At 73.1% G+C, this 11,828-nt stretch carries 15 protein-coding genes; 7 read left to right on the forward strand and 8 right to left on the reverse strand.

Annotation, left to right across the window (positions count from 1 at the left end):
- Positions 1-106: 106 nt before the first annotated feature.
- Positions 107-595 (forward strand): hypothetical protein, encoded by a 489-nt coding sequence (locus ACZ6TV_RS19885; RefSeq protein WP_465298682.1) that lies wholly within the window; start codon positions 107-109, stop codon positions 593-595.
- Between the two features lie 58 nt (positions 596-653).
- Here the strand turns inward: ACZ6TV_RS19885 and ACZ6TV_RS19890 are convergent, their stop codons facing one another.
- A complete protein-coding gene (locus ACZ6TV_RS19890; protein WP_327005529.1) occupies positions 654-863 on the reverse strand; it encodes a hypothetical protein in 210 nt (69 codons plus the stop codon).
- A gap of 203 nt (positions 864-1,066) precedes the next feature.
- Between ACZ6TV_RS19890 and ACZ6TV_RS19895 the strand changes: the two genes are divergently transcribed.
- The 3 genes from ACZ6TV_RS19895 to ACZ6TV_RS19905 all read left to right on the forward strand — a co-directional run bounded on the left by ACZ6TV_RS19895 (position 1,067) and on the right by ACZ6TV_RS19905 (position 2,684).
- Positions 1,067-1,573 carry a hypothetical protein gene (locus ACZ6TV_RS19895; protein ID WP_465298683.1) on the forward strand — a complete coding sequence of 169 codons (507 nt, stop codon included), beginning with the start codon at positions 1,067-1,069 and terminating at the stop codon, positions 1,571-1,573.
- A gap of 82 nt (positions 1,574-1,655) precedes the next feature.
- Positions 1,656-2,264 (forward strand): trimeric intracellular cation channel family protein, encoded by a 609-nt coding sequence (locus ACZ6TV_RS19900; protein WP_465298684.1) that lies wholly within the window; start codon positions 1,656-1,658, stop codon positions 2,262-2,264.
- A gap of 54 nt (positions 2,265-2,318) precedes the next feature.
- Positions 2,319-2,684, forward strand: a complete 366-nt coding sequence (locus tag ACZ6TV_RS19905) for a VOC family protein (RefSeq protein ID WP_465298685.1) — start codon at positions 2,319-2,321, stop codon at positions 2,682-2,684.
- Between the two features lie 3 nt (positions 2,685-2,687).
- Here ACZ6TV_RS19905 and ACZ6TV_RS19910 read toward each other — a convergent pair whose 3' ends face one another.
- A complete protein-coding gene (locus tag ACZ6TV_RS19910; protein ID WP_465298686.1) occupies positions 2,688-4,127 on the reverse strand; it encodes a WapI family immunity protein in 1,440 nt (479 codons plus the stop codon).
- A 119-nt stretch (positions 4,128-4,246) separates the two neighbouring features.
- On the opposite strand from ACZ6TV_RS19910, the gene ACZ6TV_RS19915 reads away from it, so the two are divergent.
- Positions 4,247-4,681: a cupin domain-containing protein gene (locus ACZ6TV_RS19915; protein WP_465298687.1), complete on the forward strand. Its 435-nt coding sequence runs from the start codon at positions 4,247-4,249 to the stop codon at positions 4,679-4,681.
- 83 nt (positions 4,682-4,764) lie between these two features.
- On the opposite strand, the gene ACZ6TV_RS19920 is transcribed toward ACZ6TV_RS19915, so the two are convergent.
- The 5 genes from ACZ6TV_RS19920 to ACZ6TV_RS19940 all read right to left on the reverse strand — a co-directional run bounded on the left by ACZ6TV_RS19920 (position 4,765) and on the right by ACZ6TV_RS19940 (position 8,258).
- Entirely contained in the window at positions 4,765-5,577 is an 813-nt protein-coding gene (locus ACZ6TV_RS19920) for a C40 family peptidase (protein WP_465298688.1), read from the reverse strand.
- A gap of 347 nt (positions 5,578-5,924) precedes the next feature.
- The gene (locus ACZ6TV_RS19925; protein ID WP_465298689.1) at positions 5,925-6,392 is read right to left on the reverse strand and encodes an aminoacyl-tRNA deacylase; all 468 of its coding nucleotides are present in this window, start codon (positions 6,390-6,392) and stop codon (positions 5,925-5,927) included.
- Between the two features lie 16 nt (positions 6,393-6,408).
- Positions 6,409-7,296: an LLM class flavin-dependent oxidoreductase gene (locus ACZ6TV_RS19930; protein ID WP_465298690.1), complete on the reverse strand. Its 888-nt coding sequence runs from the start codon at positions 7,294-7,296 to the stop codon at positions 6,409-6,411.
- A 21-nt stretch (positions 7,297-7,317) separates the two neighbouring features.
- The gene (locus tag ACZ6TV_RS19935) at positions 7,318-7,863 is read right to left on the reverse strand and encodes a YdeI/OmpD-associated family protein (protein ID WP_465298691.1); all 546 of its coding nucleotides are present in this window, start codon (positions 7,861-7,863) and stop codon (positions 7,318-7,320) included.
- On the reverse strand, positions 7,863-8,258 hold the full coding sequence (locus tag ACZ6TV_RS19940) for a VOC family protein (protein ID WP_465298692.1): 396 nt from the start codon (positions 8,256-8,258) through the stop codon (positions 7,863-7,865). The genes ACZ6TV_RS19935 and ACZ6TV_RS19940 overlap by 1 nt, the downstream gene beginning before the upstream one ends.
- A 62-nt stretch (positions 8,259-8,320) precedes the next feature.
- Between ACZ6TV_RS19940 and ACZ6TV_RS19945 the strand changes: the two genes are divergently transcribed.
- Positions 8,321-9,259 (forward strand): helix-turn-helix transcriptional regulator, encoded by a 939-nt coding sequence (locus tag ACZ6TV_RS19945; protein ID WP_465298693.1) that lies wholly within the window; start codon positions 8,321-8,323, stop codon positions 9,257-9,259.
- 104 nt (positions 9,260-9,363) lie between these two features.
- Here ACZ6TV_RS19945 and ACZ6TV_RS19950 read toward each other — a convergent pair whose 3' ends face one another.
- The gene (locus ACZ6TV_RS19950; protein WP_465298694.1) at positions 9,364-10,362 is read right to left on the reverse strand and encodes a LacI family DNA-binding transcriptional regulator; all 999 of its coding nucleotides are present in this window, start codon (positions 10,360-10,362) and stop codon (positions 9,364-9,366) included.
- A gap of 80 nt (positions 10,363-10,442) precedes the next feature.
- On the opposite strand from ACZ6TV_RS19950, the gene ACZ6TV_RS19955 reads away from it, so the two are divergent.
- Positions 10,443-11,231: a class I SAM-dependent methyltransferase gene (locus ACZ6TV_RS19955; RefSeq protein ID WP_465298695.1), complete on the forward strand. Its 789-nt coding sequence runs from the start codon at positions 10,443-10,445 to the stop codon at positions 11,229-11,231.
- Positions 11,232-11,828: the final 597 nt, after the last annotated feature.

Consider the following 11,828-nt stretch of genomic DNA (forward strand, 5'->3'; position numbering starts at 1 on the left):
AAGTTGTGTCCACAACGCACAGACGATCACGCGGTGGCCGTGCTCTGTCCAGCCCCGTCAACCAGCAACATCCCGAACGGCGGCTGCCGTACTAGGGTTCGACGGTGTGGACACCACCCGCACCCCGGCAGGCTGGCGGCACCTGCCGCCCCCGGCCCGGGCGATCGCGACCGCCGCCTCCGCCGCCGTCGAGGCCGCGCAGGGCCGCGACGAGGAGGCGTTCGACACGGCGGCCGAGCAGCTCGCCGCCCTCGACGCGGTGCAGGTCGGCCTGGTCCTCGGCGTCGTCGTCCGCTCGCTGCTGGAGGATCTGCACCCCGACGGCCTCGACGGCGACGACGTGCGCGCCGCACTGGAGCGGGCGGTGCGCTCCGCGGCGCAGTGGCAGGACGTCGACCCGCAGGTCATGGTCGTGCTGCTGGTGGGCGCCCTCGGCGTGCAGGACGAGGGCGACGACGAGGCCCGCCCGGCCCCGCTCGCCCTGGCCAGGCACGCCCCGCTGCTGCTCGCCGACCTGCTCGGCCCGCGGCCGTTCCCGCGGTATCTGCAGGCCGCGTTCACCGAGATCGAGCGGGCCCAGACCCACGACCTGTGAAAACGCCTGAAGCCGGTGGCCGCTCGGCGGCACCGGCTTCAGCTGTGGACGTCGCGGCCTACTTGGACGGCTCGGGCAGGTCGCAGTTGATCTTGGGGTTGACACCGAGGTAGTTCAGCGGCCCGGCGACGATCGTCACGAGGATCGTGCCGGTCTTCGCGCAGTTGGTGTCCTCGCTGTCGAAGTAGCCGCGCTGCCCGGCCGCGATCACGCCGATGATCAGCCAGATGACGAGGATGACCCCGCCGATACCGGATCCTCTGCCCACGGGAGTGCCTCCATCTATCCAACGAACTCGTCAACTTCGAATCGACGGTTGGATACCCCGGAACCCCTCTGACGCAAACCCGCCCCGGTGATCTTCGTCGCTGTCCGGTTGGCAGCAATGGGGGAGTCAGAGGCGGCGGGCCGCTCGTACGGTTCGACTCGTTCCTGAACCACCTGATGCAGCATTCGAAGGAGTCACCAGATATGAGCGACGACTACGTTCCCTTCACCACCGACCTCGACGGTGACGGCGTGGCGGACCAGGCCGTGATCTACACCACCGAGGACGGTGGCAACCTGCTCGTCGGCGACCTCGACGGCGACGGCGAGGCGGACTTCGCGGCGATCGACGAGAACGGCGACGGCGTCTACGAGCAGTCCTACAACGCCCTCACCGACGAGTACACCGACCTGACCGCAGCGGACTCCGAGGACCCGGCCGACTACGACGGCTCGGGCGGCAACCTCGACGGCGACGTGGCCCAGTACGACACGGCCGGCTACGACGGCTCGGGCGGCAACCTCGACGGCGACGTCAGCGGCGGCATGAACACCGCCGAGGGCACCATCTCCGCGGGCGACGACACCGACACCGCCGGCGACACGTCCGCGGCGGCGGGTTCGAGCGGCGGCTACTACGACGCGGCGGCCGTCTCCGACATGCTGGCCATGCAGCACGAGACCAACATGGCCGTCATCAACAACATCTGACCCCTGGCACCGGGCGTGCCGTATACAGGACGGGCGCGGTGCCGAGGGGTGCCGCGCCCGCCCGTACAGCTGGAGCACAACCGTGTCAGAGCTCAGCCTGCTCATCGTCGTCGACCTGGTCGGTATCGCCGTGTTCGCGGCGTCGGGCGCGACCGCCGGGGTGGCGAAGCGGCTGGACCTGTTCGGCGTCGTGTTCGTCGGCTTCATGGCGGCGCTCGGCGGTGGCATCCTGCGCGACGTGTTCGTCAACGTGCAGCCGTTCGCGTTCGTCGACTGGCGCTACGCGGCGGTCGCCGTCGTCACGTCCGCGGCGACGTTCTGGCTGCACCCGACGGTCAGCCGGCTGTACTGGACGGTCCAGGTCCTCGACGCGGCCGGGCTGGGCCTGTTCACGGTGACCGGCACGCTGAAGGCGCTCGACGCCGGTGTCCCGCCCGTCGGCGCCTGCATCATCGGCATGATCACCGGGATCGGCGGCGGCCTGATCCGCGACCTGCTCACCGGCGAGATCCCCACCGTGCTGCGCCGGGAGATCTACGCCGTCGCCGGCCTGACGGGCTGCGCCTCGGTCGCGGCGCTGGACGCGCTGCGCGTGCAGCGCCCGGTGAGCATCGCCCTCGCCGCGGTCCTCGTCTTCGTGCTCCGGATGGTGGCCCTGCGCCGCAACTGGTCGGCCCCGACACCGTCGTGACGCGATCGCGTGATCCTGACACGAGGTGGCAGGAATGGGCGGCAGGATGAGGGCATGTCTGGATTCGCCACGCTCATCATGGTCAACATCGACTGCGCCGAGCCGCCGGTGCTCGCCACCTTCTACAGCGAGGTCCTCGGCTGGGAGGTGACCCACACCCAGGCCGAATACGCGATGATCAGCGACGGCAGCACGTCGATCGGCTTCGGGCAGATCGAGGGCTACACCGCGCCGACCTGGCCGGAGGGCCCGGTGGCCAAGCAGTTCCACCTCGACTTCTACGTCGACGACCTCGCCGACGCCGAGGCGCGCGCCGTCAAGCTCGGCGCGACCCGCCCCGACTTTCAGCCCGCGCCGGACCGCTACCTGGTCCTGCTCGACCCGGCCGGCCACCCCTTCTGCGCCTGCCTGCGGTCGTGAGCCTCATTTCGTGAGGGAAGAGCCCGACACCGACGGGGGCCGGGCGCCGAGGAAGAAGATGCCGGGGAAGCCCGACGTCTCGAACCCGGCGCTCGGGTTCTTCCGCAGCGTCGAGCTCTCGATGGACATCGTGCCGGTGCGGTCGTTGCTGACGAAGAACACCGCGCCGCCGCCCTCGTTGGCCTTGTTCTGCTCGACGAGCGTTCCGGCGAGCCGGACGGTGAAGAGGTTGCCGTCGCAGTAGATCGCGCCGCCGCTGCCACCGCCCGGCGTGCCGCCGCGGGCCGGGTTGGCGCCCTTGCCGACCGCCGAGTTGTAGGACAGCACGCTGTTGAGCACCACCCACGACACGCCGATGCTGCTGAGCGCGCCGCCGTTGGCGCACACGCCGCCCTGGCCTGAGGCGCCGCCGAAGGTGCTGCCCACCACGTACACCGGCTGGTTGTGATACTGGCTGAGCACCCGGATCGCGGCGCCGCCGAGGTCCGGCCCGGTCTGGTCGCAGCGGTTGCGCACGAAGCGCGAGTTGACCACCTTGAACCTGCCGCCGCGCACGAAGATCGCGCCGCCGCCGCCACCCTCGGCGGTCTCGCCGGTGGAGTTGCCGTCGGCGAACGTCAGGTTCTGCACCGTCAGCGACGGGTGGTCCTGGTCCTGGCAGTGCGACGTGGTCCAGCCCTGCTTCTGGTCGCAGGTGTTCATGTACAGGATGCGCCGCTTGCCCTCGCCGCTGAGCGTGACCTTCCCGCCACCGTCGAGCACGATCTTCGCGCCCTGGGTGTTCTTGATCTTCGCGGTGGCCTTCATCGCGATCGTCACGGGCGCCGGCCCGCAGTTGAACGTGATGACGCCACCCGCACCGACCGCGGCCACGACCGCCTCGGACGTGCAGCTCGCGGCGGTGCCGTTGCCGATCGTCCTGGCCGGCCTGGACGTGTCGGCGGCGCGGGCCTCCGCCGGGACGCTCGCCTTCCCGTTGGGATTGCCGTTGACCTGCGGCGGCGCCGCCGACCGGCGCAGCTCACGCTCCCAGTCCAGGGCCGCGGCCTCCAGGGCCTCCGGGTCCAGGTCGAGGGTGACCGGGTAGTCGTAGGTGCGCGTCCGCTCCTCGCCGAGCCACGGCGGCGCCGCGGCCAGGGAGAACCCGACCGTGACCCGGGGCTGCAGGTGGTCGTGCTCCTCCAGCGTGAAGGTCAGGGCCGGCGCCGCGAACGCCAGCCGGTCCGGCAGATCGAGGCGGCCCTTCGCGGCCTCCAGCAGCCAGCCGCCGAGGGTCGCCGCCTCGGCCGTGGTCAGGCACGCGGCACGGAACGTCCACGCCCGCCCGTCCCCGGCGTCGACGATCCCGTCGACCGGCAGCGGCGCGTCCGGGTCGTCCGGGTCGTCCGGGGTGCCGGCGATGCGGAGCTCGACGCTGCCGCCGCCCGGCGCTTCCAGCTTCACGACGGCCTCACCGCGCAAACAGTCACCAGGTCAGCATCGCAAGCGGGCGACCCCGGGCGCACCGGACGTTCGGCGGACGCTCCGGGTCGCTACGGTGACGGGATGACCACGGTGACGATATGAGCGGGCGTCCACACCTGGCGGAGCTGCTCGACATGGCGCCGCACCCCGAGGGCGGCTGGTTCCGGGAGACGTGGCGCTCCGCGGTGACGTTCTCCCCGGACGGCTACGACGGCCCGCGCAGCGCGGCGACGGCGATCTACTTCCTGCTGCACCCGGGGGAGGAGTCGGCGTGGCACGTGGTGCGCTCCGACGAGCTGTGGTTCTGGCACTCCGGCGGACCGCTCGCCCTGCGTCTCGGCGGCTCCGGCGACCAGCCCGGCGAGGGGCCGACCACGCTGCTCGGCGGTGACGTCGCCGCGGGGGAGCGGCCCCAGGTGCTGATCCCCGCGGGGGTGTGGCAGGCGGCGGTGCCGACCGGCACCGAGCCGGTCCTGGTCAGCTGCGTCGTGGCGCCCGGCTTCGACTTCGCCGACTTCCGGCTGGCGACCTGACCGTACGGTCACACGCACGCGAAAGACGGTCCACATCGGACACTCGTGCCGTCCGATGTGGACCGTCCCTTTGGTTGCCCGGCTCAGCCGATCCGCCTCGCGAAGCTGAAGGCGTAGATCGGTGAGACCTTCACCCCGTCGCGCTCGGTGGAGGCGTGCACCATCCGGCCCCCGCCGATGTAGATGCCGACGTGGCCCGCCGCCGGGAACACCAGGTCCCCGGGGCGCAGCTCGCCCCGGCCGACCGGCCGGCCGACCCTGGCCAGGCCGCCGGTCTGGTGCGGCAGGGAGATCCCGGCCCGCCCGTACGCGGCGGCGACCAGTCCCGAGCAGTCGAACCGGTCGGGGCCGGACGAGCCGAACCCGTACCGCTTGCCGACCTGCGCGAGCGCGAACCCGACCACCCCGCCGCCACCCCCGGCGGCCACCGGTGTCGTGATCGGTGGTGCCGTGGCGCGTCTCGGTGTGCCGGGCGTGCCGGGTGTGCCTCGGGTGGCGCGTGGTGCCGTGGTGCGCGGCCGGCCCGGTCCCGTGCGCGGCGTGGCCTTCTTGGGCCGGGCCGCCTGCGTGGACCTCGCCCGCTTCGCCGCCCGGGACCCCGCGGTCGCCCCCGCGACGACCGCCGCCGGGGATGTCGTTGCCGTCTCGGGAACGGCGGCCGGTGCGCCGGCCTGGACCGCGGCCTCCGTGAGTGCGAGCCGGGTCCGCATCGCGTCCCGGCGGGCGGCCCGCAGGTCGCGCAGCTCCGCACGGGCGTCGACCGCTGCCTGGTGGTGGGCCCGGTAGTAGGCGATGGCGTGGATCCCGGCGGGCGGGTCGGCCAGCGAGCTGACCGGGCTGGCGTGCCCCGCCTCGCCGGACCCGCCGGCCGCGTGTGCCGGCGCGCTCCCAGCCACTCCGCACAGCATCACGCAGAGCACGGTGCCGAGGCCTTTCCGGAGGTTGGAACTCAGTCTGTGCGCCGCCTCATGGCGACGGCGTAACGGATGTGTGGACAGTGCGACTCCCCGCTAGGCCCGGGGCTCTCCTGCGCTCTCCGGCTGCCCGGTCGCGACGTTCGCCGTCACGGCTGGGCGGTGCCTCCCGGCGGCCGGAACCGTCGGAACGCATCGGCCGGAAACCCGGGCAATGATGGTTGCCAGTGCCACATTCCCACAATTTCCCAAGATGTCCGGCTTTTTGCGCAAATTGCCATTGGCGCTGGCTTTTCCCGTCCGTACCGACCGGGAAACGCGCCAGTCGATCAACCCTCGGGCTCGGAGACGTCCGCGACCGTCGCGCCGAGCGTCGCGACGGCGGCGTCCGCGTCGACGGCGAGCGCGACACCGTGCCGGCCGCCGCCGAGCGTGATCTCCCGGCCCAGGACGCGCTCGTCGGCGATCACCGGCCACGCGGTGACCGAGCCGAACGGCGTGATGGTGCCGCGCTCGTATCCGGTGGCGTCGCGGGCGGTCGCCGCGTCCGGCATCGACAGCCGGCTGACACCCAGCAGCGCGCGCAGCTTCGGCCACGAGATGACCCGGTCGCCGGGCACGAGGACGAAGCGGTAGTCGCCGTCCCCGACCCGCACCACGATCGTCTTGACGACGTCGGGGACCGCGATCCCCCGCGCCTCGGCGGCCTCGGCGAGGCTGCGCACCGGCCCGTGCTCGACGACCCGGAACGCGATCCCGCTCGCCTCGGCCGCCGCGAGCGCTGGATTGTCGGACATCGGCCCACCGTACGCGCTACCCGACGAGCGGCCGCACCCGCTCGGCGACGAACCGCATGAAGCCCTCCGGGTCGGGGTCGTCGGGGGTCGGCTGGAGGACCACCGTGTCGGCGCCCGCGTCCGCCCACCTGGCGACGGCGTCGGCGACCGCGTGCGCGTCCCCGGCGACCGTCACGTCCAGGCTGTCGTCGTGGTAGCCCCACCGGACCCGCTCGGCCGCCATCCGCTCGGCGGCGCCGTCGCCGGTCGCGGCGTGCAGGTAGACGACGACGGGGTGCGGCGTGCCGCCGCGTCCCGCCGCCGCCCGGCCCTCGTCGATGAGCCGCCGCGCCGCCCTGACCCCCTCGACGTCGGTGCCGCCGGTGAGGATCGTGCCGTCGGCGACCTCCCCGGCCAGCCGCAGCGTCCTCGGCCCGGTGGCCCCGACCAGCACCGGCGCGGGCACCCCGGGCTGCGTGGGCGGCCAGTCGAGCGCGACCTTGTCCAGGCGCACGTACTGCCCCTCGACGCTGAGCCGCTCACCGGCGAGCAGACCGCGCAGCGCCGTCACGTACTCGCGCAGCAGCGTCACCGGCGACGCGGGCCGCGCGCCGACCTGCCCCATCCAGTCCTGCACCCCGTGCCCGACCGCGACGATCGCCCGGCCGGGGAACAGCCGGTACAGCGTCGCCAGCTCCATGCCGGTCAGCGCCACGTTGCGCAGCGGGACGGGCAGCAGCCCCACCCCGACCCGCACCCGCTGCGACCAGGCGAGCGCGGCCGCCGCGGTCGCCACCCCGCTCTCGAGGAAACAGTCCTCCCACAGCCACAGCTCTTCGAGGCCGCTCTCGTCGGCGGCGCGGACCACGGCCCGCAGCCGCTCGGGGGGAAGCTGCGGCACGAACACGGCACCCAGAGTCGTCATGCGGCCATTCTCGCGCCATGCTCACCTGTCGAGCTGCCCCACGATCGCCTTCACCCGGGCCGCTCGCCCGGCGGCCGTGCGCAGCTTCATGAGGTGCAGGATCAGCCCGTACCGCTCGGTGCCCGGCAACGCGTCGAACGCCGCCCGGGCCAGTGGCGCGCCGGCGAGGGCCTCGGCCAGGTCGGGCGGGACGGTGGCGGTGCGCTGCGACGGGTACGCCGCCGCCCACCGCCCGTCCGCCCGGGCCCGCGCGACCTCGGCGAGGCCGGCGGGGCGCATCCGGCCGGCCGCGGTCAGCGCCTCGACCTTCGCCACGTTCACCTGCGACCAGCTGCTGCGGGGGCGGCGCGGCACGTACCGCTGCAGGAAATGCCGCTCGTCGAACCCTTTGCGCTGCCCGTCGATCCACCCGTAGCACAGCGCGACGTCCAGGGCCTCGGTCACGGTCAGGCTGGCGACACCGCTGCCCTTCTTGCCGACCAGGATCCAGATCTCGCCGGATTCGCCGTGGTACCGCTCCAGCCACGCCTCGAACGCCGCGGTGTCGGCGAACAGGACCGGTTCCATCAGGCGCTCACGATCTCGAGGTAGTGGGGGTTGTGCATGACACCGACGATGTTGCCGAACGGGTCGGTGACCGCGGCGGTCACGAAGCCGTGCCCGCGCTCGGTCCGCGCCTGCAGCGGCGTCGCGCCCATCGCGACGAGCCGGTCCAGTGTCCCGTCGAGGTCGTCGACGTGCCAGTACATGAACGCGCCGGCCGGGCTGACGCTGACGTCGTGCGGCGCGTACCGGCTGTCGACGATGCCGATCTCGTCCTGGTGGTCGCCGATGCGGAACTCGGCGTAGCCCGGCCGCTCGAAGTACGGCTCGACCCCGAACAGCTCCGCGTACCAGCGCTTGGCGGCGTCGTGGTCGGCGGCGAAGAAGCTGAGGGTCGCGAACCCGCGAAACGTTGTCATGCGGGGAACGCTATCGGGCATTGCGGAAAGGTACGTTCCGCAATCTCTGGCAGACTTCGGGAATGTTGGAGACGTCGGCACGGCTGCTACGGCTGCTGTCGTTGCTGTCGAGCCGCCGCGACTGGTCCGGCGCCGAGCTCGCCGAGCGGCTCGCGGTCACCACCCGCACCGTGCGCAACGACATCGAGCGGCTGCGCAGCCTCGGGTACCACATCGGCTCGACCACCGGACCGGCCGGCGGCTACCGGCTCGGCGCCGGGACCGCGACCCCGCCGCTGCTGCTCGACGACGAGGAGGCGGTCGCGGTCGCCGTCGGCCTGCGCGCGGCCGCCGCCGGGTCCGTCACCGGCCTGGAGGACCCGGCGCTGCGGGCGCTGATCAAGCTGGAGCAGACGCTCCCGCCGCGGCTGCGCCGCCGCGTCGACGCGCTGCGCTCGGCGACCGTGTCGGCCGCCGGGGGAGGGCCGACGGTCGACGCCTCGCTGCTCACCGCCCTGGCCGCCGCGGCCCGGGACTGCGAGCGGATCACCTTCGACTACAAGGACCGCCGCCGCCGCGCGGAGCCGCACCGGCTCGTGTACACCGGCCGGCGCTGGTACCTGCTCGCGTGGGACGTCGACCGGGCCGACTGGCGCACGTTCCGCGCCGACCTGGTCGAGCTGCGGGGTGCCCCCGGGCCGCGGTTCGCGCCGCGGGAGCCGCCGGGCGGGGACGCCGTCGCCCACGTGCTGCGCGGGGTGGCGTCCTCGGCGTGGCGGGTGCCGGCGCGGGTGCTGCTCCACGCGCCGCTGGAAGAGGTCTCGGCGCGGCTGGCGTCGGTGGCGGGGTTGCTCACCCCGGTCTCGGATGTCAGCTGCGAGCTGGAGACGGGCGCGGACTCGCTGATGGACCTGGCCGGCTTCCTGGGCGCGATCGGCTTCCCCTTCACCGTCCTGTCCCCGCCGCAGCTGCGCGACCTGCTCCGCGACCTGGCCGCCCGCTATCAGGCCGCCGCTTCTTAGATACCGTCCGTGTTCCGGTCAGGCGGGTGCGGTCGTCGACCCTTCGGTCAGGTTGGTGCTGTCGTCGATCTCCGGTCAGGCCGGTGCGGTCGTCGACCGTTCGGTCAGGCCGGTGCGGTCGTCGATCGTTCGATCAGTCTGGTCGGCAGGATGACGCGGCGGGCGGGGCCGTCATCGCCTTCGAGCCGGGCGAGCAGCAGCCGCGCCGCGTGCCGGCCCATCTCCTCCGGGTCGTGCGCGATCACGCTCACGCCCAGGACGTCGCCGAGGTCCAGCTCGTCGAAGCCGATCAGGGCCCGGTCCTGGTGGTCGCCGGTCCTCAACGCCCGCAACGCGCCCGTCGTGATCCGGTTGTTGGTGGTGAAGAACGCCGTCGGCGCCGGGTCCCGGTCGAGCAGCGCCAGGACGGCCCGCTCGGCCTTGTCCACGTCGTGGGCGTCCTCCAGCAGGTACTCGCGCCAGGTCTCGACACCCGCGGCCGCCATCGCCTCCGCGAACCCCTCGACCCGGTCCTGGTGGGTGCTCAGCCGCGACAGGTCCCCGACGATCCCGATCCGCCGGTGCCCGCGCTCCAGCAGGTGCTCGGCGGCGCTCTTCGCCCCGCCCCGGTTGTCGAGCAGCACCGCGTCCGCGGTCAGGTCCACCGGCGGCCGGTCCACGAACACGAACGGACTCCCGTGCCGCCGCTCCGCCGCCAGGTGCCCGTGCTCCGCCATCGTCGAGGCGACCACCAGCCCCCGGACCCTGCGCTCCAGCAGCGAGTCCGTGAGCCGCCGCTCCCACTCCGGGTTCTCGTCGGTGCTGGCGGTGATCAGCTGCAGCCCGTGCATGCGCAGCTCCCGCTCCAGCCCACTGGCCAGCCGCGAGTAGAACGGGTTGGCGAGGTCCCCGCTCAGCAGCCCCACCAGCGTCGAGGTGTTCCCACCCCGGCGCAGCTCCCGGGCGGTCCGGTTCAGCCGGTAGCCGAGCTCGTCGGCGGCGCTCTGCACCCGCGCCTTCGTCTCGACCGCGACATACCCTTCGCCGCTCAACGCCCGCGACGCCGTCTTGACCGACACACCCGACAGCGCCGCCACCTGTGCGAGGCTCGGCCGGCTACTCATCGCTGGATTATGGCAGCCCTCCGCTCACAAACGGCACGAGGCCGAGCGCACCCTTGTTCGCGAGGCATACCGTGACGGCCATGGTGCACGAGCTGTGGGCAAAGGGCGACGCCTACGAGGCGTACGTCGGCCGCTGGAGCCGTCCCGTCGCCGCGGCGTTCCTCGACTGGCTCGCCGTCCCACCCGGCAGGCGCTGGCTCGACGTCGGCTGCGGCACCGGCGCCCTCACCGGCACTGTCCTCACCGCCGCCACCCCGTCCACCCTGACCGGCATCGACCCGTCACAGGCCTTCCTGGCCCTGGCCGCCACCCGCCTCGGCACCGCCGCCCGCTTCGCCGCCGGCGACGCCCGTGCGCTGCCCCTACCCGACAAGTCCGTGGACGCCGTCGTCACCGGCCTGGCACTCAACTTCGTGCCGGACCCTGCCGCGGCGGCCGCCGAGTTCGCCAGGGTGACCGCACCTGGCGGGGTCGTCGCCGCGTACGTCTGGGACTACGCCGACGGCATGACCATGATGCGCCACTTCTGGGACGCCGCGACCACCGTCGACCCCTCGGCCGCCGCCCTCGACGAGGGCCGCCGCTTCTCCGTCTGCTCCACCGGCGCCCTCACCGACCTGTGGACCGCAGCCGGCCTGACCGGCGTCGAGACCCGGCAGATCGACACCACCGCGGTCTTCGCCGACTTCGACGACTACTGGACCCCGTTCCTCGGCGGCACGGGCGCGGCACCGCACTATGTCGCCTCGCTGCCACCCGAGCACCGCGACACCCTCCGCGACCTGCTCCGCACCAGCCTCCCCCAGACCCCCGCCGGCACGATCCCCCTCCTCACCCGCGCCCTGGCCGTCCGAGGCACCGCGACCTGAGCCGCGCTACCCGCTCCCGCTCGTAGTGCTTGCCTGCTCGCAGCGCTGCTTGCTCATCGTGCTGACCGGTCGGCTCGGTCGGCCTGGTCGGCCTGGTCGGCTCGCGGCCCACTCGGCCTCCGGGCCCTAACGGCTGGGCGTCCTGATCTGACAACTGGCCGCCGTCGGCCTGGTCCTGCCCTGCGCGCCGGTCCTGTTCCGCGCTGGTCCTGCTCCGCGCTGATCCTGTTTTCCGCGGGGTCCTGCTCCGCGCGCTCGTCACACGCTGCGCGACCTGCCCACCGCCGAGCCCTTGCAAGTGCGGATCGTGCCGTTCCCCGCTCGCCCAGGCCCGGCCGATCCCCAGGAACCGCTGTCCGACGGCCTCTCTCCGCGCACGGCGCGTCCGAGACCGTCTTCTACCCGACCTGGTGCCGCACTCGGACATCCGCCACACCCGGAGCAAGCGTCGCGCTCAGGCAGTCGTCTCGCGCGCTCAGGCGGCCGTCGCGCTCAGGCAGACGCTACGCCCGAACGTGCGCTACGCCCGAACGTGCGCTACGCCCGAACGTGCGCTACGCCCGAACGTGCGCTACGCCCGAACGTGCGCTACGCCCG

The organism is Dactylosporangium sp. NPDC051087, from assembly GCF_055586325.1.